The sequence below is a fragment of the Actinacidiphila sp. DG2A-62 genome (genome assembly GCF_035825295.1).
Lineage (GTDB): Bacteria > Actinomycetota > Actinomycetes > Streptomycetales > Streptomycetaceae > Actinacidiphila.
Map to the genome: position 1 here is coordinate 4,261,214 of NZ_JAYMGI010000002.1, position 24,479 is coordinate 4,285,692.

The window sequence follows — 24,479 nt, forward strand, 5'->3', positions numbered from 1 at the left end:
CCGGCGGGTGGGCCGCGGGCTCGGTCAGGGCGAGGTCAGGACGCCGGCGAGGTCAGGTCGTAGACCGTGGTGCTCCCCACGGTCTTGGACGTGAAGGTGGCCTCGACCCAGGTGCTGATCTGGGACGCGGTGCCGGAGCCGCCCATGCCGCCGCCGGGGAAGCCGCCGCGGCCGGTGCTGCCGGTGGACTCGGTGGTGGCCGCTGCTGCCATGCCGCCCATGCCGCCGGCGATGAAGTAGTGGATCTTGCCCTCGGCCACGTACTTCTTGAACTGGGCGAGGGTCGGCGAGGGGTCGCTGCCGTTGAAGCCGCCGATGGACATCACCGGCTTCCGGGTGGCGAGCTGGTAGCTGGCCTGGTTCTGCGAGCCGATCGCCGCGGCGACCCAGGTGCACTTCGACGCGTCGTCGAGCAGCAGCGACCTCATCGCCGAGCTGACCTGGGTGCCGTTGAGCAGGCCGCCCATGCCGCCGCCCTGGCCGCCGCCGGCACCGCGGGTCCCGCCGCCGCCCTGGCCGGGGAAGCCCCCGCCGGGGAAGCCGCCGGCGGGGAAGCCGCCGGCGCCGTTCTGCGTTCCCGTGCCGTTGCCCGCGGTGCCGCCGGTGGTGGTGCCGCCGCCCTGGCCGGGCATGCCGGGGAAGCCGCCCGCGCCGGTGCCGCCGGTACCGCCGGGGAAGCCGCCGGTCGGGGCCTGGCCGCCGCCGGGGAAGCCGCCGCGCCGGCCGCCGCCCGGGAAGCCGCCGAAGCCGCCGCTCGTGACCGCGGGGCCCGCCGTGATGATCGAGCCCTGGTGGCCGGTCGAGACCGTGTCGAGGGTGTACGCCACCGGGCCGCCGAGCGCCGCGGCCAGGCCGACGACCGCCGTCACCACCGCGATCCTGGCGCGTACCCGCCCGGCCAGGGACGTACCGGCCGCGCCCAGCAGCAGGCCGACCGCGGCGGCCAGGCCCGCGACCACGACCGCGGTGCGCAGCCACGGGTGCCAGTCGGGCGAGCGGCGCAGCAGGTCGTACGACCACAGGGCGGTGCCCGCGACGACCACCGCGAGGGCGGCCGCGGCGGCGATGTGCGCGCGCCGCCGCCACAGCATCGAGGCGCCCATGCCGACCAGCGCCGCGATGTAGGGCGCGAGGGCGATGTTGTAGTACTGGTGGAAGATCCCGGACATGAAGCTGAAGGTCCCGAAGGTCATCAGCAGCGCGCCGCCCCACACCAGGAACGCGGCGCGGGCGGTGTCCGCGCGGCGGGCCCTGCGGGTCAGCCACAGGCCGGCGGCCAGCAGCGCGAACGCCGCGGGCAGCAGCCAGGCGATCTGGCCGCCCATGTCGCTGCCGAACAGCCGGCCGATGCCGGTCTGGCCCCACTGGCCGCCGCCGCCCGGTCCGCCGCCGCCTCCGACGCTGCCGGTCTCGTTGCCGGTGATCCGGCCGAAGCCGTTGTAGCCGAAGGTCAGGCCCAGGAAACTGTTGTCCTGGGAGCCGCCGATGTACGGCCGCGAGGACGCCGGCCACAGCTCGACGATCGCCACCCACCAGCCGGCCGACAGCAGCATCGCCAGCCCGGCCCAGGCCAGTTGGCCGATCCGGCGGGGCAGCCGGGCCGGCGCGCACACCGCGTAGACGACCGCCAGCGGCGGCAGGATCAGCCACGCCTGGAGGGTCTTGGCGAGGAAGGCCACGCCGAACGCGACGCCCGCCAGCACCAGCCACCTGGTGCGCGCGCCCTCCAGCGCGCGCAGCACGCAGTAGACGGCCGCGACCATCAGCAACGCCAGCATCGCGTCGGGGTTGTTGAAGCGGAACATCAGCGCGGCCACCGGCGTCACCGCGAGCACCGCGCCGGCCAGCAGGCCCGCGCCGGCGCTGAACCGGCGGCGTACCGCGCCGTAGAGCAGCGCCACCGACGCCACGCCCATCAGCGCCTCGGGCACCAGGATCTGCCAGGAGCCGAGGCCGAACAGGCGTACCGACAGGGCCATCGGCCACAGCGAGGCCGGCGGCTTGTCCACGGTGATGGAGTTGGCGGCGTCGGAGGAGCCGAAGAACATCGCCTTCCAGCTCTGGCTGCCGGCCTGGACGGCCGCGGAGTAGAAGGAGTTGGCGTAGCCGGAGGCGCTCAGGTCCCACAGGTAGAGCACCAGCGTGCCCAGCAGCAGTGCGAGGAAGGCGGGCCGGGCCCACGCCGGGTCCTCCGGCCGGCCCCGCCACACCCGCTGCCGCCAGGGCAGCGGGGGCGCGGCGGGCGGCGCCGACCGGTCGCCGGACGGGAGTTCGGCGGGCGCGCGACCGGCGTCGTCGGGGTGGCCGGCGTGCGGGTGGTCCGCGGGTACGGCGGTCGCCGTCGGCGTGTGGAAGTCGGCCGCGACCGGCGTACGGACGGCTGCGGGCACGATCTGCCCGGTCGTCGGCGGGGTGTCCGAAGGGCCCGCGCTGTGCGGGGTGTTGCTCGGCGCGGTCATCGCGCACTCCTCGTTCGGGGGGCGGTTGCGTCGGGGGTTGTGGGCCGCGGGTCGGAGGTCGGCGCGGCCGGGTTCGGCGCGGCGCCGGGAACGGCCGCGCGGGCATCGGCGGTCGGGTCCGCCGCGCCGGGCGCCGGAGTCGGCGCGTCGTACGGGCCGGGGAAGAGCCAGGCGCGGAAGAGCAGGAAGCGCAGCACGGTCGCGGCGAGGTTCGCGGCGATCAGCGCGGCCAGCTCGGTGGTGTGGCCCGGGTGCGGGGTGGCCGCGTGCAGCGCGGCGAGCGAACCGCTGGTCAGCGCGAGGCCGATGGCGAACACCACCAGGCCCTGCGCCTGGTGGCGCATCGCCCGGTCGCGGCCGCGCACGCCGAAGGTGAGCCGGCGGTTGGCGGCGGTGTTGCCCAGCGCCGACAGCAGCAGCGCCAGCGCGTTGGCGCTCTGCGCGCCCAGCCCCAGCCGGAACAGGAAGTACAGCGCCAGGTAGACCAGCGTGCTGAGCGCGCCGACCGCGCCGAAGCCGACCAACTGCCGTGCCAGGCCCGGCGGCACGCCGTTCAGCTCGCGGTCGCGCGGGTCGTCGCCGAACGGCCTGCGCAGCCGGTCCAGCGCCAACTGCCCGGTGGCCAGGGCCCGTCCGACCCGCCACACGCCGCGCAGGTCCTCGGCCGCGGTGCGCACCACGTCCACGCTGCTGTCCGGGTCGTCCACCCAGTCCACCGGCACCTCGTGGATGCGCAGCCCGGCGCGTTCGGCCAGCACCAGCATCTCGGTGTCGAAGAACCAGCCGGTGTCCTCGACCATCGGCAGCAGCCGCTGCGCGACGTCGCCGCGGATCGCCTTGAAGCCGCACTGCGCGTCGGAGAAGCGCGCGGCCAGCGAGCCGCGCAGGATCAGGTTGTAGGCGCGCGAGATGAACTCCCGCCTGGCGCCGCGCACCACCCGCGAGGAGCGGGTCAGCCGGGAGCCGATGGCCAGGTCGGAGTGGCCGGAGATGAGCGGCGCGACCAGCGGCAGCAGCGCGTTGAGGTCGGTGGACAGGTCCACGTCCATGTACGCGAGCACCGGCGCGTCGGAGGCGGTCCACACGGTGCGCAGCGCGCGCCCGCGGCCCTTCTGCTCCAGCCGGAACGACGCGACCTCGGGCAGTTCGGCGGCGAGCGCCTTGGCCACCGCGGAGGTCAGGTCCGTGCTCGCGTTGTCCGCGACGGTGATGCGGAACGGGTAGGGGAAGGTGTCCGACAGATGGGCGTGCAGCCTGCGGACGCAGGGCTCCAGGTCGTCCTCCTCGTTGTACACGGGGATGACGACGTCCAGGACCGGTGTGCCGGCGCGGGGGCCGGTGCCGGTGCCGTGCGCCGCGGCCGTGACCGGCAGGTGCTGCCGGGCGGGCAGGTCGCCGAGTGAGGTTCGCATGGTTCGACACTCGGCAACCGCGCTGTCACGACGATGTGCTGAGGCTGGGGCTGGGCTGTGAATGCGGGGACGGGTGCGTGGGGAGGTGCGGGTGCGCGGGGAGTTCCGGGTGGGCCGGGAGCGCCGAGGCGGGCTGCGCGCGGCGGTCCGCGGACGCGCCCGCGGACGGCTCGTCGGCGGCGGGCAGGGTCACGGTGAAGACCGTACGACCGGGCACGCTGTCCAGCGTGACGTCGCCGCCGTGCGCGGCCACCACCGAGTGCACGATGGCCAGGCCCAGGCCGGTGCTGCCGGAGGCGCGGGAGCGGGAGGCGTCGCCGCGCGCGAACCGCTCGAAGACGTGCGGCCGCAGCTCCTCGGGGACGCCCGGCCCGTCGTCCTCCACCTGGAGCCGCACGTCCCGGCCGGCGGGCGTCACGCGGGCGGTCACGGTGGTGCCGGGCGGGGTGTGGGCGCGGGCGTTGGCCAGCAGGTTGGCCAGCACCTGGTGCAGCCGCTGGGCGTCGCCGCGCACGGTCGCCGGGCGGTCGGGCAGGTCCAGCCGCCAGTTGTGGCCGCGGCCGGCCGCGCGGGCGTCGCTGACCGCGTCCACGACCAGCGGCGACAGGTCGGTCTCGGCGAGGCTGAGCGGGCGGCCCGCGTCGAGCCGGGCGAGCAGCAGCAGATCCTCGACCAGGGTGGTCATCCGGGCCGCCTCGGACTCGATCCGGCCGAGCGCGTGCCGGGTGCCGGGCCGGCGGCGTACGCGGGGTCCTGGCCGGGGCTCGGCGCGGGGTCAGCGGAACCGTCCGGGGAGGTGTCCGGGCGGGTGTCCGGGGAGGTGTCCGGGGCGCCGAGTGCCGTGCCGCGGCGGGTGAGTTCGGCGTAGCCGCGGATCGAGGCGAGCGGGGTGCGCAGCTCGTGGCTGGCGTCGGCGACGAACTGCCGGACCCGCGTCTCGGACTCCTGCCGGGCGTGCAGCGCCGAACCGACGTGGCCGAGCATGCGGTTGAGCGCCGCGCCGACCTGGCCGACCTCGGTGCGCGGGTCGGTGAAGGAGGCCGGGACGCGTTCGTGCAGCGCCACCTCGCCGCGGTCCAGCGGCAGTTCGGAGACGCGGGTGGCCGTCGCGGCGACCCGGCGCAGCGGTTCGAGCGCGATCCGCATCAGCGCGGCGCCGGCCAGCCCCGCGGCCACCAGGCCCGCGGCGGTGACCGATACCTCCACCCAGATCAGCGTGGACAGCGTGTCCTGCACGCCCGAGGTGCTCATGCCGACCAGCACGGTGCTGCCGTCGGCGGCCGGGCGCGCGGACTCCACGCGGTAGTCCCCGAGGTCCGGCACGTGCAGGGTGTGCGGCTTGCCGTCGCGCGGCACGTCGGCGAAGGCGGCGGCCTGCCGGGCGCTGAGGTCGTCGGCGACGAGCTGGCCGCCGTCGGAGTCGGCCGCGCTGACCGCGGCCTGGGTGACGACGCCGGCCGGTGAGACGCTCGCGCCGACCGTCTCGCCGGGCTGGCCGCCGCCGACGAGGAAGACGAAGGGGATGTCGCCCGCACCGGGCAGGCCCGGGCCCGAGCGCGGGCGCCGGTCGCCGTCCTGGCCGGCGCCGTTCCGGCCCGCGCCGCCCGCGCCGTCCTGGCCGGCGCCGTTCTGGCCGGCCGGCGGGCCGCCCGCGCGCATCGCGGTGTCGTGCACCTTGTTGTCCAACTGCCCGTAGAGGAAGTCGTGCAGGGCGAATATCGTCACGCCGCCGATCACCGTGCACACGGCCGCGACCAGCGCCACGCAGGACGCGACCAGCCGGCGCCGCAGCGACCAGGACCCGCGGCGGCGCGGCGCCCAGGACCCGCGGCGGCGCGGCGGGCCCGGTCGGCGGGGGCGCGACAGCGGCAGCCGCCGCCGGACGGCCGCGGGGCGGGTCACGCCGGTTCGCCGGGCTTGATCAGGTAGCCGGCGCCGCGCCGGGTGTGGATCATCGGCGGCCGGCCCACGTCGATCTTGCGCCGCAGGTAGGAGATGTACAGCTCGACCACGTTGGCCTGGCCGCCGAAGTCGTACGACCAGACGCGGTCCAGTATCTGGGCCTTGCTGAGCACGCGGCGCGGGTTGCGCATCAGATAGCGGAGCAACTCGAACTCGGTGGCGGTCAGGTGGATGTTGTCGCCGCCGCGGCTGACCTCGTGGCTGTCCTCGTTGAGCACCAGGTCGCCGACCACGAGCAGCGACTCGTTGCGCACCGCCGCGGCGCCGGAGCGGCGCAGCAGTCCGCGCAGCCGGGCGACGACCTCCTCCAGGCTGAACGGCTTGGTCACGTAGTCGTCGCCGCCCGCGGTCAGCCCGGCGATGCGGTCCTCGACCGCGTCCTTGGCGGTCAGGAAGAGCACCGGCACGTCCGGGGTCTGCCGGCGCAGCCGGGCGAGCACCTCCAGACCGTCCATGTCGGGCAGCATCACGTCGAGCACGACGGCGTCCGGCCGGGACTCGCGGGCCGCGCGCAGGGCGCTCGCGCCGTCGGTCTCGGTGCGGACCTGCCAGCCCTCGTAGCGCAGCGCCATCGACAGCAGGTCGGCCAGCGGCGTCTCGTCGTCCACGACGAGCACGCGCACCGGGGAGCCGTCCGGGCGCGACAGGTCGCCGGCCGGCACCGCGGGGGTCGCGGGGGTCGCCTGGGGGACCGTCGCCGCCGGGCTCGTGGAGGAAGCAGCAGAAGAGGTGGTTGCCATGGTGGCCACTCTGTGCGCTCGCTATGAAAGGAATCTTGGCCGATTCTGTGAAACGTCTGAGAATCTCTGAGAATCCGGACGTCACGAAGAGCGCCCGGCCGGTCACCCGACGCTTCCGAGCGACTGTTTCCGGTCATTCCGGGTCGGGCCCGGTCACCGGTGGGGGAGAAGTGATCCCGCGCGCCTGACCGGGCCGCCCCCGGCGTACGTTCGTCGGCATGGCGATACGGGTCTGCGCCGAGCGGACACCGCGCACGGCCGCCGTCGAGCGGCTGTCCGCGGGCGACCACGCCTGCCTGGGCTTCGACAGCGGCGCCGACCGGTGGGCGCTGCGGGCCGTCTTCACCGCCGACGGCCTGGCCCGCGGCGAGCGGGTACTGCTTTTCGGCGGGCTGCCGGCCGGCGAGGGCCCGGACGCGGGCCTGGCCCGGCTCGCCGCCCACGGGCTGGCCGCCGGCCGGGCCGCCGCCGAAGGACGGCTGGAAGTCGTCACCGGCGCCTCCCCCGGCCACGACCCGGCGGGCGGCTTCGACGCCGCCGCCCGCACCGCCTACTGGTCGGCGGCGACCGGCGACGCCCTCGACCGCGGCTTCGCCGGGCTGCGGGCGGCCGGCGACATGTCCTGGACCGGCCAGGACGGCCTGGACGCGGCCGAGTTGGCGGCGGTCACCTCCTACGAACGCGACGTGACGCGGCTGTTCGACCAGATCCCGCTCACCGGGATGTGCGAGTACGACCGCCGGGCCGTGCCGCCGCGGCTGTTCGAACAGATGCTGAGCCTGCACCCGCTGGCCGTCCTGCCGGAACCCGGTGCGCTGCACGCCGAACGGGACGGCGACGTGCTGCGGTTGGCGGGTGATGCGGACCTCGCGACGCGTGCCGCGTTCGAATTCGCCGTCACCGAATCCGGGCTCGCCGTGATCGATCTCACGGGGCTGGCGTTCATCGACGCCTCATGTGCGCGCGCACTGCTGAGACTGACCGGCGAAGTGGTGCTGGAGTGCACCGAGATGCAGGCGCGGATCCTCGCGCTGTGCGGGCCGCGGCAGGACGAGGGGGTGGTGGCACGAGTGCGCTGAGCTGCGGTTCCGCCGCGTCCCCGCGCCTCCGCATGACCGCCGAGTGAATGTGCGCGTGGCATTCAACTCACTTCCTGTGCAAGGCTGTTGCCCGCGCACGCTCGAACCCGGCGAGATGGTGGAGATGTTCCGGATCGAAAGATCCCGCTATCTCCGAACATGCATAATCGGTTACCAGTGTGACGGTTGATGCCAGTCACCCATTGTGCTGAGGACGTTGATGACCACACTCTCATCCGGCCGACACGGTTCCGGGTCAGCCGTCCCCAATCTCCAGCGCGTGGTGCTGCTGCCCGGTGCGGTCCTGATCCTGCTCGGCGCCGGGTGCGCCGCGTGGCTGGCCGCGGCCGACCCCACCGGGACGCGCCGGCTGGCCGGGCTCGGCGCCGCCCTGGTCGTCGCGCTCGCGGTGCTGCTGGCCGGCGCCGCGAGCGCGCGCAGCGCCCAGCGCCGGCTCACCGGGTCCGCCTCCGAACTCGACCGCGCCGCGGCTGACATCGCTGCCAGCGTCTCGTACGGCGACGCCCAGCTGCGCCGCGCGCTGGAGGACCTGCGCCAGGGCCGCGCCCCCGAGCAGCCCGCTCCGCCGACCGAACTGCGCGACGCCACCGGCCGGTTCAAGCCGCTGCTGGAGCAGCTGGAGTACAGCAGGCTGACCGCGTTCACCGCGCTGACCGAGGCCGCCGACCTGCCCGCGCCCAACGGCGCCGCCTCCCAGCAGGTCACCGTCCTGGTCAACCTGGCCCGCCGGCTGCAGTCCCTGGTCCACCAGGGCATCCGCATCCTGGACGAGCTGGAGCAGCAGGTGGAGGACCCGGACCTGCTGCGCGGCCTGTTCGAGGTCGACCACATCGCCACCCGGATCCGCCGCTACGTGGAGAACGTCGCGGTGCTCGGCGGCGAGGTCACCCGCCGCCAGTGGCGCAAGCCGGTGCCGCTGGCCTCGGTGGTGCGCTCGGCGATCGGCGAGGTCGAGCGGTACTCGCGGGTCAAGCCGGTGCCGCCGATCGACGGCCGGCTCGACGGTGCGGCGGTCGCCGACGTGGTCCACCTGCTGGCCGAGCTGATCGAGAACGCCACCGCGTTCTCGCCCCCCGGCACCCAGGTCTACGTGCGCACCCAGCAGGTCACCACCGGCATGGTCATCGAGATCGAGGACCGCGGCCTGGGGCAGCAGCCCGAGGACGAGCGGATGCGCAACTCGCTGCTCGCCAACCCCGAGCGGGTCGAGCTGGGCGCGCTGCTCAAGGACGGCCGGGTGGGCCTGTACGTGGTCGCGGTGCTGGCCCGCCAGCACAACATCCGGGTCGAGCTGCGGCGCAACCTCTTCGGCGGCGTCACCAGCCTGGTGCTGCTGCCCAACCCGCTGCTCAGCGCCGACGCCGGCGACGACGAGCAGGGCTCGGTCCCGGCCGAGGACAGCCACGCCAGGGCCGCCGAGCCGATCGTCGACCGGCGCGCGCAGGCTCCGGCCGCGGGGTACGCCCAGGCGCCGGCCGCGGTGAGCGCTCCGGCGGCGGCGTCAGCGGCGCCGGCCCAGCCCCAGGCCCAGGCCCAGGCCCAGGCCCAGGCCCAGCCCCAGGCGCCGGCTCCGGCGCAGGCGCGCACCGCGCCGCCCGCGGCGGCGCGGCAGTCGTCCGTCCCGCAGTCGGCCGTCCCGCAGTCGGCCGTCCCGCAGTCCGCCCTGCCGCAGCAGCAGGCCCCCCGGCCCGGCGCCGAGCCGCAGTCGCCGTACCGGCAGCGGTCGGCCCCCCAGCACGGAGCGCCGCAGCACGCGACGCCCCAGCACGCAGCCCCGCAGCACGCGGCACCGCAGCGCGCCGAGCAGCCCGCGGCGCCGCAGTCGCCGTACGGCGGCGGGCTCGGCGGCGGCGTGATGGGTGCCGCCCCGGCGGGCGGCCGGCCGCCGCTCCCCCAGCGCACCCAGCAGACGCACATGGCGCCGCAGTTGCAGCGTCCCCCGGCCGAGCAGGGCGCGTCCGGCGCCGGCGGCTACGGTCAGCAGTCCGACGACGGCGAGTTCACCCCGGCCACCCCCGGCCTGATGGGCGCCTACCGGCAGGGCGTACGGGCGGCCGAGGAGCAGGCCGTGCAGCCCGGCTACTCCGAGCGGCCCGAACGGTCCGAGCGGTCCGGACAGCCCGGACGCCCCGGCCACTGACCGCAGGAGGTGAGCGGGACCCCCACGCCGTACACCCGCTCACGCCGTCCCCACGCCCCCACGCCGTCCCCCCAGATCCGCTCCTGATCCGCCCCCCCCGATCCGCGTTTCCCCCGCGTTACGTCCTTAGGAGTTCCACAGATGGCGAGCGACACCACCGGCAGCGACCTCGGGTGGCTGCTTGAGGATCTCGTCGGCCGGGTCCCCTACACCCGCGCCGCCGTCCTGCTCTCGTCCGACGGCATCAAGCGGGCCGTGCACGGTCTGGACGTCGAGGGCGCCGACCACCTGTCGGCCGTGGCCTCCGGGCTGTGGTCGATCGTCCGCAGCGCCGGCAAGCACTTCGGCAACGGCCCGCTGGCCCGGCAGGTCGTCGCCGAGCTGGACGGCGCGCTGATGTTCGTCTCGGCGGCCGGCCAGGGCAGCGTGCTGGCCGTGCTGGCCGCGCCCGAGGCCGACGCCGGCGTACTCGGCTTCGAGATGAGCCGGATGATCCAGCAGGTGACCAAGAGCCTCGAGACGCCTGCCCGCAACGCGGCGTCCGTGGCCCGGTGAACCGGGCGGAGGGGCGGGGCCGCGCCGGCGGTTCCGGCAGAGAGGGCCACGACGGCCGGTTCGGCCGCGACGGGTTACTCGGCGGGCGGGACGCGCTGTCCGGACGGGAGGGGCTGTCCGGACGCGACGCCCTGCTCGGCCGGGAGCGGCGTTCCGCCCAGGAGCGCCGGGACGGCCGCACCGACGCCGACTGGCTCGACGCGGACGCCGGACGGCTGGTCCGCCCGTACACCGTCAGCGGCGGCCGCACCAAGCCGACCGTGGCCCTGGACCTGCTGTCGATGGTCCGGGCCACCGGCCGGGCGCTGAAGGTCGACCTCAGCCCGGAGCACAGCCTGGCGCTCGACCTCAGCCGCGCCCCGGTGACCGTCGCCGAGATCGGCGCCCACCTCAAACTGCCCGTCGCGGTCGCCAAGATCCTGCTGTCCGACCTGATCGACCAAGGGGCCGTGACGGCCCGTCCGCCCGACCCGGCCGCCGACCCCGCGGACCGGGACATCCTGCAGAGAGTGCTCGATGGCCTACACAAACGACTACTGCAGTGACGACGCCGACTCCTACCCGCAGCCGCTGAAGATCCTGGTGGCCGGCGGGTTCGGGGTCGGGAAGACCACCTTCGTCGGAGCTGCCAGCGAGATCGAGCCGCTGAGCACGGAGGAGACGGTCACGGTGGCCAGCGCGGGCACCGACCGTCTCGACGGCGTGTCCAACAAGACCACCACCACCGTCGCGATGGACTTCGGCCGCATCACGCTGGACGACCAGTACATCCTGTACCTCTTCGGCACGCCGGGCCAGGACCGCTTCTGGTTCATGTGGGACGAGCTGTCCAACGGCGCGCTCGGAGCGGTGGTCCTGGCCGACACCCGCCGGCTCGTGGACTGCTTCGACGCCGTGGACTTCTTCGAGAGCCGCGGCATACGGTTCCTGGTCGCCGTCAACGAGTTCGACGGCTCCTACACCTACACCCCCGACGAGGTGCGCGGCGCCCTCGCGCTGGCCCCGCACGTGCCGGTCGTGCTCTGCGACGCCCGACAGGCCAGCTCCTCCACCCACGTGCTGATCGACCTCGTCACGCACCTCCTCCAGGCCACCGCCGTGGCACAACCCGCCCACTGACCGGAAGCGCCGCTATGACATTCGACCCGGCCAACCGCATGGCCATCCCCGAAGAAGACCCGGCCGCCGCGCAGACGCGCAACGAGCGCCTGCGCGCGATGGGCGTCACCGACCAGCCGTTCCCCGAACTGGACGCGATCGCCGAGCAGTTGAGGGAGATCACCGGTGCCTCGTACGCCATGGTGAACTTCGTTATCGACGGCCGGCAGTACTTCGCCGGGCTGTCCACCCCCAGCGGGCCGCAGACGCTGGAGACCGGTGGCGCGGAGCCCGGCCGCGAGATGGAGCTGGACCAGGGCTTCTGCCCGCACGTGGTCAGCCGCGGCACCGCGCTGCCGCTGGCCGACGTGTGCGCGTACCCGCGGTTCGCGGGCAACCGGGTCGTGGACGAGCTGGGCGTGCGCACCTACCTGGGCGCGCCGGTCAAGGACCCGTCGTCCGGGGTGACGCTGGGCACGGTGTGCGTGATCGACACCGAGCCGATCCCGTGGACCAAGCAGGACGTGGAGAACATCAAGGGCGTGGCCGAGCAGGTCACGACGGTGCTGCAGCGCCACGAGCGGGGACAGGCGTAACTCCCGTCCCCGCGGGGTCGGTTCGCGCCGCAGGCTGCTCCGCGCCGCGGGCCGGTCCCGCGGGGCGGTTCGCGCCGGGTGCCGGGCGGAGTGCGGTCCGCCGGGGGCCCGGCGCGTTCTCGCGAGCAGGGTCGGCGGGGCGGGGCCCGGCGTGGCCGGCGGAGGCCGGGCGGGTCAGAAGGTGAGGCCGGCCTTGACGGAGTCGTCCAGGCGGACCAGGTCGGACAGGCGCTGCGACCACTGGCCCTTGTCCAGGCCGAGCGCGACCTCGCCGAGCCGCAGCAGCTGGACGTCCGAGGTGCCGGCCGGCGCGAAGATGTGGTGCGCGTCGCGCAGGTAGCGCTCCACCGGGGTGTCGGTGAACAGCCCGCTGGCCGCGTGCACCTCCATCGCCGCCCGGGCCGAGTCCAGCGCCAGCTCCACGTTGATCAGCTTGGCGTTCATCAGCTCCGCGTCGCACGGCTCGCCTTCGTCCAGCAGGTGCGCCGCGTGGTACGCCGCCAGCCGCGCGGTCATCAGCCGCGACTGCATCTTGCCGATCTTCAGCTTCACCGGCCCCACGTCGTACAGCGGCTTGCCGTAGCGGTGCCGCTCGGAGACGAACGTCGCGGTCTCCTCGACCAGCGCCTGGTGGATGCCGAGCGAGACGGCGGTGAGATTCGGCCGTCCGTACAGCACGCTGGAGGAGTACGCGACGGGCAGGCCGTCGCCCTCGCGGCCGAGCAGGTTCGCGGCCGGGACCCGGCAGTTGTCGAAGATCAGTTCGCCGAAGCTGAAGCCGTGCAGGCCCATGGCCGGTTTGTGCTCGCCGAGCGAGAAGCCGGGGCGGTCGGATTCGACCAGGAAGGCCGAAAGTCCCTTGGAGCCGGGGCCGGTTCGCACCACCACGCCGTGCAGGTCGCCGACGTGGCTGTTGCCCACGAAGACCTTGCTGCCGTTGAGGATGTAGTCGTCGCCGTCACGCACCGCGGTCGCCGCCATGCCCAGCACATGGCCGCCGGAGCCGGTCTCGGTGACCGCGATGGTCGGCAGGCAGTCGCCGGAGGCGATCCTGGGCAGCCACTGCCACTTCTGCGCCTCGGAGCCGAAGTGCACGATCTTCGCCACACCGAGCTGCGAGGCCTGCACCATCGCGCCCATCGCGCCGCTGACCCGTGACAGCTCCTCGATGATGATGGTCTTGGCGAGGTGGCCCATGCCCATCCCGCCGTACTTGCGCGCGATGGTGACGCCGATCCAGCCCTGCCGGGCTATCCGGCGCGAGAGTTCGTACTCGACGGCCTTGGCGGCCTCCATCTGCGGGATCAGCGGGCGGACTTCTTCCTCGGCGAATACCCGGACTTCCTGTCGGAGTCGATCGTGACGCTTCGTGGTGAAGTACCCGCTCACACTATCTCTCCCTATTTGTCCACCTGCCCGCCACGGGTTCTGCGAGCAGTCAGCCACCCCCGTCGCCACCCGGTCGCGCGGACCCGTTCTGGCTGGAACAGGTCGACCCATCAATGGTGGTGACTCCATCAAGTCGATACAAGATCGCTCAGCGGATTGGCTGGATCTGGGCGAATCAGTGCGTGATTAGGTTCAAGTTCTGATTATTGCGGGCGGCGGTTCGAGGCGTGTGTTTCGGGGGCGGGACGCGCGAATTCGAGCAAAGGTTCGAAAAAAGTGGGTGGGCCGCAATACAGTGGGGTGGGCCGCATTCAGCGTGCCGTGAGGGGGCGCAGGGCGAGTTCGAGCGCGCGGCGGGCACGGTCGCGGCGGTTCCCGCGGCGCAGCAGCCGGGCCATGTCCCGCTCCGAGGGCTCGACGTAGAGGACGAAGTCGCGGTGCCGGAAGACCCCGGACCGGCCGGCCACCTCGCGGACCGCCTCGCGGACCGCGGTGAGCCGTTCGGGCGCGAGGGCGAGCGGCGCCTCGCGCGGCTGGTGGCGCGCGCCGATGGGGTAGTCGCGGCCGTCCCGGCGGGTCATCTCCACGTGGGCGCCGAGGACTTGGGTGATCTTGCGGTGCCGGGCGAAGTCGACCATGCGGTCGAGCGAGGCGGCGAACGCCGGGGCGTCGTCGATGTAGAGCCGCCCCGGGAGCACGGTGTCGCCGGTCAGCAGGAAGCCCGTGCGCGGGTCGTACAGCGTGATCGCCGACTCGTGGTGCCCGGGTGTGGCCAGAACCTCCAACCTCCGGTCGCCGAGTTCGAGTTCGGCGATCGCGGTGGGCCAGGGGACGCCGCCCGGGCCGAACCCGAAGTACTCGCGGACCGCGTCCGCGTCGCGCCCGACGACGGTGGTGCCCGGCCAGGCGAACTGCCCGTCGCCGGCCACGTGGTCGTTGTGGCCGTGGCTGTGCGCGACCACGAGTCCGTACGGCTGGGCGCCGCGGCGCGGATGACGGTCCAGCCAGTCGTCGATGAGCGCGTCGACGGTGGCCCGCAGCGGGAACAGGCCCGGGTCCTCGGTCGCGCCGGTGTCGAGCAGCAGCGCGCGGTCGTCGCCGAAGAGCAGGTAGAGGAACGGCGCCTCGTAGGTCAGGACCTTGCTCTGGCGGAGTACGACGGTGTGCTCGTCGTGACGGTGCACCTGGATCGGCGGCTCGGGCCGCGGTCCCCCGGGACGCCGTCCGAGCAACGGCCGCCGCCACGCGGCCACTCCGTGGTTCCAGCGGACGTCGAGAGCGTCCGCGGTGGATGTGCCGGCGGCGTGGGCAAGTGGGCCGTGAGCGTCGGGGAGCGGCATGGGCGGGCTCCTCCCGGGCGCGGGGTGGGCGGGTGCGGTACGGGTGGCGGTGGTGCGGGTGGCGGTGGTGCGGGTGCGGGTGGCGGCGGTCGCTCGGTGTCATCAAGGGTGGCGTGCGTTCGCCGGTGCAGCAAGTGCCGTGTGAGCCGAACGCGGCGCCGGACCCGGCGTACGCGGCCGACGGGACGACGTGGACGCCGCGTTGGGCCCGGCGCCCGGCGGAGGGGCGGTAGCCGCACGGGGCCGACGGCGGGGAGCGGCGTACGGGAGCAGCCGCACGGGCAGCCGCGCAGAAGGAGTCACAAGTGGGTGCTCTCCCGGCCAACTGCGCCCGGTTGACCGGAATATGCCCCCGGCCCAGCGTGGGATCTGCTGTGATGGCGCCTGCACGAACCGTAACCGGTGCAGCCGCGACCGGAGCAGCCGGAGGAGCTGGAGGAGCCCTCGCATGGACCGGGAAGACGACCGCCGCCTCACCTCGCTCGCACCGGACATATCGCGGGTCACCGTCGATCTGCTGCGCCGGACCGTGGGCCTGGAGCCGGCCGAGTTCATCCCCCAACGCGCCCTGGACACCGCCGATTCCGTGCTCGCCAGCCACGGCACGGACGGCCTGCGGGTGCTCGCGATCAGCCTGGCCGGCTGGACCGCCGTCCTGATCGAGCAGAACGCCGCGCTGTCCGGGCGGACGCAGGAAGCGGTGCTGGACGACATCGACCTGACGTGCATGGAGGCGAACTCCGTGGAGTAGGACGCGGATCGGCTGCGCTCGGGGTGCGGCCCCGGACCGAGCTGACGGGTGGCGCGCAAGACGCGTCCGGGGCGCGCTCAGACCGCGTCCAGCCGGCGCTCAGGCCGCGTTTGCCGCGCAGTGCCGGGACCGCGCAGCCCCGGCCCCGGTCGCGGCTGCGTCCGGCCGGCGCTCAGGCCGCGTCCGCCGGTGGAGGGAAGTGCGGGATCGCGGTGCTGGGGTCGGTGCCGTTCAGCGCGAGGGCGATCACGAAGCCGGCGACCTCCTCCAGTTGGCGGGCCCGGTCGAGTCCGCCGAGGACCACCGGGCGTGCGCCGACGTCGCGCACCAGTTGTGCCACGGTCTCCAGCGCGGCGGGGTCGTCGCCGGCCAGGACGACGCTGACGGTGCGGGCGGGCGCGGGCGGCGCGTCCGGGGCCGCTCCCCGGGAAGCGGCACGTCCGGGGCCGCTCCCCCGGGACGCCGCCGGGGCCTCCGCCGGGTCCTCCGCCGGACCCGCTGCCGGCTGCGGGCCGTTCCGGCACCCACTGCGCGCTCGGGAAGAGGTGGAACCCCTTGACCACCCGCGCGCCCGGCGCCCACTGCGCCACGTACTGCGCCGCCGACCGCCCCTCCTCCGGCAGCAGCACGCCGACGCCGTGCTCGACCGCGTTCGTCAGGTCGATCAGCGGGACGCCCTCGAACGCGCCCCGCTCCGCGCCCGCCGCCCGCAGCGCCTCGGGCACGCCCTGCCACGCCACCGCGAGCAGCACGGCGTCCTGCCCGCCCGCGACCTCCTCCAGCCGTACGGCCTCGGCACCGCCGCCGATCCGCGCGGCCGCGGCGACCGCGTTGCCGTACGACCGGCCCCCGATCCGTACCGCGTGCCCCGCGCCCGCCCACGCCGCGCCCAGCGCGACGGCCATCCCGCCCGTACCCACGATTCCGATGCGCATCGCGTACCTCCGAGTGTTCGCTGCTTGCTGATCGCCGCCTGCCGCGCGCAGATCCCTGACCCGCCGATCCGCGGCCCGTGCGGCGTCCCCGCCGGGGCGGCCACCGTAGGCAGACCGATACGAACCGATCGGTAGGCGCGGGGTCGGGGAGGATGGGGGCATGACCACGACGACGACCGCTACGACCATCGCGACGAGGGCGGGGCGGGGGCGCGGGGCCGCGGGGGAGTCCGGGCGCGGGGCTGCGCGTGACGCGGGGCGCGAGGCGGCGCGTGAAGCGGCGCGCGGGGCCGCGCGTGAGGCGGTCGCGCGCGGGCCCGTACGCGGGGCGGCGCGCGGGCCCGCGGCGGCCGGGATCAGCGTTCCCGGGCTGACGCCGGCCGCGCACGGGGTGTGCGAACACGTCCTCGTGGACTGCCGGTTGCGCGCGGCGACCGAGCTGTTCGCGCACGCCTGGGACCCGTTGGTGGTCGCCGCGCTGTCGAACGGACCGCTGCGGCGCCGCGCCCTGCTCGCCTCGACCGGCGGCATGAGCGACAAGGTCCTCACCGAGACGCTGCGCCGTCTGCTCGCCAACGGCCTGGTGGAGCGCCGCAGTTACCCCGCGGCGCCGCCGCGCGTCGAGTACGGCCTGACGCCGCTGGGCGCGAGCCTCGCGGCCGGTCCACTGCGCGCGATGGCCGACTGGACGACGGCGCACGGGGAGGAGCTGCTGGAGGCGCAGGAGCGGGCGACGCGGGGGTAGCGCGGGGCGCGGTCGGCGCGGTCGGCGCGGTCGGCGCGGTCGCGGGGGTGGCGTACGACCGGGCGCGTACCGCCGTACGACCGGGCGCGTACCGCCGCGCGAGCCCGTACCGTCCGGGGGGGACCGTACCGCTCGGGGGGACCGTAGCCTTCAGGCGGCCGGCGCGGTGAGGGCCGCGACCTGCTCGGTCGTCCAGCGGCCGGCGCCGCCCGGCCGGGCGGCGAGGTACGCGGCGATCTGGTCGGCGGTCCACGCCCCGGCGTCGCGCAGGCCGGCCGCGAGGTGCGCGAGGTACGGCGCCGAGGGCACGGTGTGCTCGACCCCGTCCACGCCCCACGGCGCGGTGAACGTGAGCAGCGGTACGCCGTCGAGCGCGCCCGGGCAGACCACCGTCTCGTAGCGGCCGGGTCCGAGCCGCTGCCGCCCGGTCCGCAGCGCCTCGCCGAGGTCGAGGTCGCGGCCGGGCGCCCGGTACATCTCCTGCGCCACGATGTCGCCGAACTGCTCCGCCGTGATCAGATGGGCGCGCGCCCACGCCCGCCCGGCCGCGCCCGGGTCGTAGAACGCCCGGCCGCCCGCCCAGACCGGGGAGCGGGTGGCGAAGTAGACGGTGCCGGGCAGTTCGACGGCGACGGACTCGCGCGGCATCCGCGGGTCCCGGCAGCCGGGGTAGGCGCGGGCGCCGCCGGAGTCCGTACCGCTCGGGTGGTGCGGGTCCGCGGCCGGAGCGCCTCCCTCCACGTACCAGCGCAGGCGGTCGCGGTGCATGTTCGAGCCGTACGCGGCGTACCAGACCGGTCCGGCTGCGGCGGCGGCCGACGCGACGCGGGCCTCCGCGCGCCGCACCGAGTCGCCCACACCGCCCACACCACTTCCGCCGGTCACACCACTCCCGCTGCTCACACCGCTCCCGCCGCTCCCGCCGTTCACACTCCCGAGTATCGCCCGCGGGGGGCCGGGGGGTCGGTCAGGCCGTGCCGCAGCGGCAGCACGGCGAGGTCCATGTCGACGCGGAAGCCGATGTCCTTCAGGAGGCGGGCGTCCTCGGGGTCGCCGACGTGGTCGCGCGCCCAGGTGCTGCCGATGTCGCGGAAGATGCGGTTGCTCGCGCGGTCTATCAGGACCCAGTGGGTGCCGTAGGTGTACGGCCGTACGTGGTCGCGCATGACCGCCCACAGCCGGTCGAGGAAGTCGGCGACCGTCGCGCCGTCGCCGAGCGGGAACTCGGTGCGGAAGTCGCGGAAGTCCGGGTGCACCGCGCTCAGGTCGACGGAGAGCATGCGGCTGGCGATGCCCTCCCGGGCGCTGGCGACGGCCTGGTCCACCAACTGCGCGACCTGCTGCGGGGTGACGAACCGGGACAGGGTGGTGGGGATGACCTCCTCCAGTGTGTCGCGCACCACCGACTGCAGGAGTTCGGCGTTGCCGGCCGAGCCGTGCCGCATGCCGTCCACGTACGCGGTGACCGAGACGTGCTCGGGGAAGTCGCCCGGCGCGTACAGCACTTCGGGCTTCTTCCACAGCACGGCGAAGAACGCGCCGGAGACCAGCACGGGAAACGTGACCGCGAAGGCGGTGAGCGTGCCCTGGACCGCGCCGCTCGACAGCGTGGCGGCGATCCCCACGGTGGTCTCGGACACGCCGAGGAAGAGGGAGATGATCCACAGGGGGTTGAGCACCCTCGGCAGCGGATGCGCCGGGCCCGGGACGTCCTGCTCACTCGACATCCCGCCAGCATCGCAGTTCGCGGCCACCCACGAGGCGGTTCCCCGACCGCTGTCAAGCGGTGAGGCGACAGGGCCGCCGGATCAGGTCACGCCGCGACGGCGCGGACGAGGAGCGTCCCGATGTGCTCGGGGTGAGGCGCATCGAGGATCTGGGCCTCGGCGGTGGCGAACCCGGCCCGGATCAGCAGGCGTTCCCACACGGCGGGGCGGTAGCTGTAGCGGTAGGTGAACATCGCCCTGCCTGCGAAGCCCCCCTTGTACATGCCCTGCGGCCCGTACGCGCCGGGGATGGCCGGGGGTTGGGAGAAGACGAAGACGCCACCGGGTCCGAGGCGCCGGCGGACGAGGGGGAACAGGCGCCCCGGGTCGGTGAACCACGCGGCTCCGAAGATCGAGTAGACGGCGTCGTACGTCTCCTCGTGCGTGCTCAGGTACTCCAGGACCTCGGAGCAGACGAACTCCGCGCCGCTGCCGGACCACTTGGCGGTGGTCTTCTCCACCATGACAGGAGAGAGGTCGACGCCTCGTGCCGTGATGCCGCGTCGAGCGAGATGGGCGAGGGCACGGCCGGTGCCGCAGCCGATCTCCAGCGCCGAGCGCGGATCGCCGAGCAGCTCCGCGCCGGGCCCGTGCCCGGCGTACTGGGTCCAGCAGAAGCTCGGCTCCGCGTCGTCCCGAAAGGCGGAGGCGGCGAAGACGTCCCACAGTTCCGTCTCGGCGGCGATGTCGTGCTGTGCGGGCAAGGCGGTTTCCTCTTCGAGAGCGAAAGGTCCGGCCCCTGCCCTCCCGGGGGGCGTGGACAGGGGCAGCGCCGGGCCGTTCATCAGTGGCTGTCGGGGACCTTGTTGTCGCAAGGCGAGCAGTCCGTTCCGTCGATCGCCCACAGCTCCTCGTCGACCTCGAAGCCGATGGACTTCAGGAAGTCCGCTGTGCGCAAGCACAGTCCGTCGCTGCGGCGCTCGATGAACGGGGCGTGGTGCTTGTATCGACCCTGGTTGTACACCTCGCACAGGGACCACCACACCGGCGTGTCGAGGATGAGCTGGTGCACGCCGATGTCGACGAGCTTGCCGACGCCCAAGTGGACCTCGGGGTGTTCCATGCAGCCGATGGTGTACATGACGGCGTTGCCGAGGATGCGCTCGGCCATGTCGCGGACCATCGTGTGGTCGCGGAGCAGCAGGGCGGCCTCGCGGTCCCAGAGGGGGCGAGGCCCCATCGTCGTGCCGCGCGAGCTGCTGGTCGACTTCGGCCCGAAGGAGGTCGTTCGCGTGCCCGACATCATCGGCCTGGAGGAGTTCGACCGGCTCTTCACTCAGTTCGAGCACACGGCGTGGCGGCTGGAGACGCGTCGGCGTTACGCGTCGGACGAACTCACGGACACCTACGCGCAGTTCGTTTGGGGCGAGCCCCACGCCGTAACAGCGCCGTTGGAGAGACGATCCTCAACCTGCGGCGAGAGGAAGCCGAGCGGCTCGATCTGCCCGCCGAGGACTTCTGGATCTTCGACTCCCGGCTGGTCGCGCTGCTCGACTTCGACGAGGCCGACACCCTCGTCGGCGTCGAGCTGATCAGGGAGCCCGCCGCGGTACTGCGGTACGCCATGGTGCGCGACGCAGCACTGCATCATGCTGTCCCCTACCAGGAGTTCGCGGCTCGGCTGACCGCGGAGGAGGGCTGAGGCAGGTGCGTACCGGTGAGCACGGACTACCAGCAGGCACGGGAGGCGCTCGGAGCACGCCTGCGGGAACTCCGGCTCTCCGCCCACGAACGTCGGCTCACCGGCGGCGAACTCGGCGAGCAGTGCGGGTGGAACAAGTCCAAGGTCAGCAGACTGGAGAACGGCAAGCAGACGCCGACTCCCGATGACCTGCGCAAGTGGGCGCAGGCGACCGGCCGGCCGGAAGCGTACGGCGAACTGCTCGCGCGCCTCCGGGGCTTCGAGTCCCACATCAGGTCGTGGCGGCGCCAGCTGGCCTCGGGACACAGGCCGGTCCAGGACACCCACCTGAACGCCCACACCGACGCTTCGGTGTTCCGCGGCTGGGAGTCCTCGATGGTCTTCGGGATCCTGCAGACTCCGGACTACGCCCGGGCGATCTTCACCAGGTACGCCGAACTCCAACGATCGCCACGCGACACCGAGCAGGCCGTGTTGTCCCGCACGAAGCGGCAGGAGACGCTGTACGACTCCTCGAAACGCTTCCACCTCCTGCTGTGGGAGGCAGCCCTCCACGCGTTGATCTGTCCGCCGTCCGTGCTCGCGGCCCAGCTCGACCGGCTCGCAGGAACCGTCGGTCTCGAAACGGTCGAGCTGGGGATCGTTCCGCTGTCCGCCCCGCTCAGGATTCCTCCGGCCACCGCCTTCTGGATCTACGACGACCGTCAGCTGATCGTCGAAAACTGGCACGCCGAGTTGTGGATCGACGACGAGGCGAGCGTCGACGTCCACCTGCGGGCGTGGAAAACGCTTTGCCAGTCCGCGGTGTACGGAGTCGACGCGCAGAATCTCATCACCGCGGCCAGGCGAACGCTGCGCTCCTGACCTCGGCGAGCCGGCGCCCCGCCGCGCCGTGCGTGTGCGCGCCGACGCCGGGCCGCACCCCGCCGGTCAGCGGTAACCACGTGGCGGCTGGAGGCCGACTCGTAGGCCCCTCCAGGTGAGGTCTCCGGTCTCAATGCGCCCTGGACGCTGACGGGTACCGTGGCCGCATCGGAGGATCTGGTCAGGAGCGCACACATGGACCGACGTGGATTTCTCACCATCGCCGGGGCTTCGCTGACCGCGCTCGGCGTGAGCTGGGCCGAGGCACCGGGTGCTGTCGCCGCTGTCAGCAATGGAGAACGCGTCACGGATCGGCGCGTGACGGCTCTGGAGCAGCGCGTCGAAAGCCTTCGGCAGATGGACGACGAGATGGGTGGGGCGCGGCTGTTGGAGTACGCCCAGAGCGACCTGTCCTTGATCACGATGACCATCAAGAACGGCACGTACACCGACGCCTTGGGTGCCCGTCTCCACTCGCTGGCGGCGCAGGTGGCGTACCTGGCCGGGTGGATGGCCTACGACAGCGGGCTGCACTCCCTCGGGCAGCGGTACTACGTGGCGGCGCTGCGGGCCGCGCGCACGGCCGGCGAACACGACCTCGGCAGCTTCCTGCTCGCCGAGATGGGCGTCCACGCCTCGGACGGCGGATACAACCGCGAACGCGTCAGCCTCCTGCGCACCGCCCTCGACCAGAGCAAGAAGGTTCCCCTGGCGACCCGGGCCTACCTGTACCTGCACCTCGCCGCTGCGCTTGCGCAGCAGAGCGAGCACCGGGAGGCGGCCTCGGCACTGCACACGTCCGAGAAGTTGTACGACCGGTCAGGGGACAGCCGGGGCGAGTGGCTCAAGTGGTTCGGCGAGTCGCAGATCAACAGCACCAGGGGCAAGGTCATGCTCTGGGCCGGCGACTCCGAGGTCGCCACTGACTACCTGGCCGCTTCGGTGCAGTCGTCCGTGCCCCGTGACAAGGCGGTGCGGGTCGGCCGCCTCGCCGAGGCGCACCTGGCCGGCGGCGACCTCGACGGCGCCCTCACGGCAGCCAACCATGGCGTCGACCTCCTGGAGCGCAAGGTGTCCTCCCACCGGGCGGTGGACCGGCTCAGGAACTTCAGCGGGAAGCTCGCGGCCTTCTCGACGGAGACGGCCGTGAAGGAGTTCCGCGAGCGGCTGAAGGCCCTCCCGGAGATGGCTGCGGCCTGATCGGCGTCGGCATGACTGCCTCGGGCATCGAACTCCGTCACTTCCGCGACGTCGAACCCGTCTGGGACACCCTCATCGACATCTACGCCGAGGTGCGGGCCGACCGGCTGCACGATCCCCGCTACTCGGTCGAGCGCTACGCCGAGCGGCTCGCCCGCCACGCGTCCGAGCCCGGCTGGGAAGCAGCCGTCCCCGGACTCACCCGTTCTGACGGCCATGGTGCGCGAGCTGGCCACCGGCAACGCCGCAACGACCTGACCCGCCTCAGCCGACGCACCGCCCGGGCCCGGCGCACCCACAGCGGGGAGCGCAGCCCGGCGCGCCGCGGGCACGGAAAAGCCGGAGGCCCAGTGGATCGCTCCACTGGGCCTCCGGCCTGCTGTGCACTCGGCAGGATTCGAACCTGCAACCTTCTGATCCGTAGTCAGATGCTCTATCCGTTGAGCTACGAGTGCGGGCGTTGCGGCCCTACGGGGGCCGGTCGGCGTTGCGTGGACAACATTACATGAGGCGGCGCGGGAGGTGAAATCGATACCGCGGGGGTGGGGTGAGCTGGGGAAACGCGTGGTGGGGCGGGTTCGGGGCGGGGCGGCGAGGGGCGCGCGGGCAGGGGTGGAACGCGGAGGAGCCCCGGCCGGGTGGGCGGGGCTCCTGAGTGGGGTGGTGATGGCGGAGGCGGAGGGATTTGAACCCTCGATGGACGGTAAAGCCCAAACCGCATTAGCAGTGCGGCGCCATAGACCGGACTAGGCGACGCCTCCTGGGTACGTGCCCCGTGGTGCGGGCGCGTGGGGGAATGATGGCACAGCCGGGAGGGCTGCGACCAATCCGAGAATACGGTACAAGGCCGTGGCTGGGCAGGGCAAAGGGGTTGGCCGGCCCGGCAGGTCCCTGGCGCTGCCTGGTGGCGCTGCCTGGTGGCCATGGCCCCCGGGTTGCGCGAGTCCTCCCGGTCACGGTGATCCCCGGTCCAGGCGGTCCGCGCCCGGCCCCGGTGGTCCGCACCCGGCCCGGTGGCCCCCGCTCGGCCGGACGGCCCAACGTCACCCCCGGTGTGGACCGGCGACGCGCCCACGTACGGGTGACGTACCCCCGCGCACGCCCGGGCGCGCGGTAAGAGGTGCGGCATGACGCGTACCACTCTCGCGGCCGCCGCCACCCTCGCCGCCGCCGCATTCGCCGCGCTGCTCGCGCCCGGGGCCGCCGCCCACGCCGTGGGGGTCCCCCGGACCTTCGACCGGCTGACCGTCGCGTACGACGACGGGTCCGGCCACCCCGTGACGTACCGCATCACCTGCGGCATCCGGCGGGAGGACGCCGCGTGCTCGCACCTGGACCAGCTCGGCGGGCCGCTGCCGGACGTGCCCGCCGGGCAGGCGTGCTCGATGATCTACGGCGGGCCGCAGACCGCCCGGCTGACCGGAAGTTGGCAGGGGCGGCCGGTACGGGAGACGTACCGACGCACCAACGGCTGCGAGGTCGCCCGCTGGCACCGGATGGAGCCCGCGCTCCCCGACCCCCGGCACCGGCCCGGACAGATGCACCCGCTCGCCGCGTAGGCCGGGGCGAGACGCGGTCGGCCGGCCGGTCGCCGCGCACCCCGGCGGTACGGTCCGCCTCGCCCCGGCGGTACGGACCGCCTCGCGCCAGGGCCCGCGCCCCCGCCGCGCCGGCGGTACGGACCCGGTCGCGTCGTACGCGCCCGCCCGGACCCGTCCCGCGGCCCCGGCACCCGTACGGCCCGCCCGCCCGTACCGGTTCCGTGCAGGCCCCGCGCACATCCGG

The 24,479-nt window shown here is 73.9% G+C and carries 21 protein-coding genes, 2 tRNA genes and 3 pseudogenes; 12 read left to right on the forward strand and 14 right to left on the reverse strand.

Annotation, left to right across the window (positions count from 1 at the left end; all coding sequences use genetic code 11):
• Window positions 1–35: 35 nt before the first annotated feature.
• The 4 genes and pseudogenes from VSR01_RS19085 to VSR01_RS19100 form a co-directional block, all read right to left on the reverse strand.
• On the reverse strand, window positions 36–2,459 hold the full coding sequence (locus tag VSR01_RS19085; RefSeq protein ID WP_326450414.1) for an ArnT family glycosyltransferase: 2,424 nt from the start codon (window positions 2,457–2,459) through the stop codon (window positions 36–38).
• Entirely contained in the window at window positions 2,456–3,871 is a 1,416-nt protein-coding gene (locus tag VSR01_RS19090) for a bifunctional glycosyltransferase family 2/GtrA family protein (protein WP_326450415.1), read from the reverse strand. The genes VSR01_RS19085 and VSR01_RS19090 overlap by 4 nt, the downstream gene beginning before the upstream one ends.
• A gap of 25 nt (window positions 3,872–3,896) precedes the next feature.
• Window positions 3,897–5,617, reverse strand: a pseudogene (locus tag VSR01_RS19095) (sensor histidine kinase).
• A 152-nt stretch (window positions 5,618–5,769) separates the two neighbouring features.
• Window positions 5,770–6,573: a response regulator transcription factor gene (locus VSR01_RS19100; RefSeq protein WP_326450416.1), complete on the reverse strand. Its 804-nt coding sequence runs from the start codon at window positions 6,571–6,573 to the stop codon at window positions 5,770–5,772.
• A gap of 218 nt (window positions 6,574–6,791) precedes the next feature.
• Here VSR01_RS19100 and VSR01_RS19105 point away from each other — a divergent pair, with 218 nt between their 5' ends.
• From VSR01_RS19105 to VSR01_RS19130, 6 genes are all read left to right on the forward strand, one after another.
• Complete coding sequence (locus tag VSR01_RS19105; protein WP_326450417.1) at window positions 6,792–7,652, forward strand: MEDS domain-containing protein; 861 nt, start codon at window positions 6,792–6,794, stop codon at window positions 7,650–7,652.
• Window positions 7,653–7,872: 220 nt separating this feature from the next.
• A complete protein-coding gene (locus tag VSR01_RS19110; protein WP_326450418.1) occupies window positions 7,873–9,813 on the forward strand; it encodes a sensor histidine kinase in 1,941 nt (646 codons plus the stop codon).
• 141 nt (window positions 9,814–9,954) lie between these two features.
• Window positions 9,955–10,368, forward strand: coding sequence for a roadblock/LC7 domain-containing protein (locus tag VSR01_RS19115; RefSeq protein ID WP_326450419.1), 414 nt, complete (start codon window positions 9,955–9,957; stop codon window positions 10,366–10,368).
• Between the two features lie 131 nt (window positions 10,369–10,499).
• On the forward strand, window positions 10,500–10,913 hold the full coding sequence (locus tag VSR01_RS19120) for a DUF742 domain-containing protein (RefSeq protein WP_431056553.1): 414 nt from the start codon (window positions 10,500–10,502) through the stop codon (window positions 10,911–10,913).
• On the forward strand, window positions 10,885–11,487 hold the full coding sequence (locus VSR01_RS19125) for a GTP-binding protein (RefSeq protein WP_326450420.1): 603 nt from the start codon (window positions 10,885–10,887) through the stop codon (window positions 11,485–11,487). Before VSR01_RS19120 ends, VSR01_RS19125 begins: the two co-directional genes overlap by 29 nt.
• A gap of 14 nt (window positions 11,488–11,501) precedes the next feature.
• The gene (locus VSR01_RS19130; RefSeq protein WP_326450421.1) at window positions 11,502–12,062 is read left to right on the forward strand and encodes a GAF domain-containing protein; all 561 of its coding nucleotides are present in this window, start codon (window positions 11,502–11,504) and stop codon (window positions 12,060–12,062) included.
• 174 nt (window positions 12,063–12,236) lie between these two features.
• Here the strand turns inward: VSR01_RS19130 and VSR01_RS19135 are convergent, their stop codons facing one another.
• Window positions 12,237–13,451 carry an acyl-CoA dehydrogenase family protein gene (locus VSR01_RS19135; protein WP_326450422.1) on the reverse strand — a complete coding sequence of 405 codons (1,215 nt, stop codon included), beginning with the start codon at window positions 13,449–13,451 and terminating at the stop codon, window positions 12,237–12,239.
• 311 nt (window positions 13,452–13,762) lie between these two features.
• Complete coding sequence (locus VSR01_RS19140; protein ID WP_326450423.1) at window positions 13,763–14,791, reverse strand: MBL fold metallo-hydrolase; 1,029 nt, start codon at window positions 14,789–14,791, stop codon at window positions 13,763–13,765.
• Window positions 14,792–15,239: 448 nt separating this feature from the next.
• On the opposite strand from VSR01_RS19140, the gene VSR01_RS19145 reads away from it, so the two are divergent.
• Window positions 15,240–15,542, forward strand: a complete 303-nt coding sequence (locus tag VSR01_RS19145) for a hypothetical protein (RefSeq protein WP_326450424.1) — start codon at window positions 15,240–15,242, stop codon at window positions 15,540–15,542.
• Between the two features lie 172 nt (window positions 15,543–15,714).
• On the opposite strand, the gene VSR01_RS19150 is transcribed toward VSR01_RS19145, so the two are convergent.
• Together VSR01_RS19150 and VSR01_RS19155 are read right to left on the reverse strand one after the other, a co-directional pair.
• Window positions 15,715–15,882: a hypothetical protein gene (locus tag VSR01_RS19150; protein WP_326454017.1), complete on the reverse strand. Its 168-nt coding sequence runs from the start codon at window positions 15,880–15,882 to the stop codon at window positions 15,715–15,717.
• A 370-nt stretch (window positions 15,883–16,252) separates the two neighbouring features.
• Window positions 16,253–16,666: pseudogene (locus tag VSR01_RS19155) on the reverse strand (NAD(P)-binding domain-containing protein); the annotation flags it as partial.
• Here VSR01_RS19155 and VSR01_RS37850 point away from each other — a divergent pair.
• On the forward strand, window positions 16,638–17,222 hold the full coding sequence (locus VSR01_RS37850; protein WP_442785489.1) for a winged helix-turn-helix transcriptional regulator: 585 nt from the start codon (window positions 16,638–16,640) through the stop codon (window positions 17,220–17,222). The pseudogene VSR01_RS19155 and the gene VSR01_RS37850 sit on opposite strands and share 29 nt — an antisense overlap.
• Before the next feature lie 150 nt (window positions 17,223–17,372).
• On the opposite strand, the gene VSR01_RS19165 is transcribed toward VSR01_RS37850, so the two are convergent.
• From VSR01_RS19165 to VSR01_RS19180, 4 genes are all read right to left on the reverse strand, one after another.
• Window positions 17,373–17,990, reverse strand: coding sequence for a histone deacetylase (locus tag VSR01_RS19165; protein WP_326453713.1), 618 nt, complete (start codon window positions 17,988–17,990; stop codon window positions 17,373–17,375).
• 158 nt (window positions 17,991–18,148) lie between these two features.
• The gene (locus VSR01_RS19170) at window positions 18,149–18,949 is read right to left on the reverse strand and encodes a hypothetical protein (RefSeq protein ID WP_326450425.1); all 801 of its coding nucleotides are present in this window, start codon (window positions 18,947–18,949) and stop codon (window positions 18,149–18,151) included.
• Between the two features lie 86 nt (window positions 18,950–19,035).
• Complete coding sequence (locus VSR01_RS19175; protein ID WP_326450426.1) at window positions 19,036–19,692, reverse strand: class I SAM-dependent methyltransferase; 657 nt, start codon at window positions 19,690–19,692, stop codon at window positions 19,036–19,038.
• Between the two features lie 80 nt (window positions 19,693–19,772).
• Window positions 19,773–20,168 carry a hypothetical protein gene (locus VSR01_RS19180; protein ID WP_326450427.1) on the reverse strand — a complete coding sequence of 132 codons (396 nt, stop codon included), beginning with the start codon at window positions 20,166–20,168 and terminating at the stop codon, window positions 19,773–19,775.
• Here VSR01_RS19180 and VSR01_RS19185 point away from each other — a divergent pair.
• From VSR01_RS19185 to VSR01_RS19195, 3 genes and pseudogenes are all read left to right on the forward strand, one after another.
• Window positions 20,155–20,630 (forward strand): annotated as a pseudogene (locus tag VSR01_RS19185) (DUF6879 family protein); the annotation flags it as partial. The gene VSR01_RS19180 and the pseudogene VSR01_RS19185 overlap by 14 nt on opposite strands.
• Window positions 20,631–20,645: 15 nt before the next feature.
• Window positions 20,646–21,494: a helix-turn-helix domain-containing protein gene (locus VSR01_RS19190; protein WP_326450428.1), complete on the forward strand. Its 849-nt coding sequence runs from the start codon at window positions 20,646–20,648 to the stop codon at window positions 21,492–21,494.
• A 195-nt stretch (window positions 21,495–21,689) separates the two neighbouring features.
• Window positions 21,690–22,694 carry a transcriptional regulator gene (locus VSR01_RS19195; protein ID WP_326450429.1) on the forward strand — a complete coding sequence of 335 codons (1,005 nt, stop codon included), beginning with the start codon at window positions 21,690–21,692 and terminating at the stop codon, window positions 22,692–22,694.
• 382 nt (window positions 22,695–23,076) lie between these two features.
• Here VSR01_RS19195 and VSR01_RS19200 read toward each other — a convergent pair.
• Window positions 23,077–23,149 (reverse strand) — tRNA-Arg (locus tag VSR01_RS19200).
• Between the two features lie 212 nt (window positions 23,150–23,361).
• Window positions 23,362–23,455 (reverse strand) — tRNA-Ser (locus VSR01_RS19205).
• 366 nt (window positions 23,456–23,821) lie between these two features.
• Here VSR01_RS19205 and VSR01_RS19210 point away from each other — a divergent pair.
• On the forward strand, window positions 23,822–24,253 hold the full coding sequence (locus tag VSR01_RS19210; protein ID WP_326450430.1) for a hypothetical protein: 432 nt from the start codon (window positions 23,822–23,824) through the stop codon (window positions 24,251–24,253).
• Window positions 24,254–24,479 lie beyond the last annotated feature (226 nt).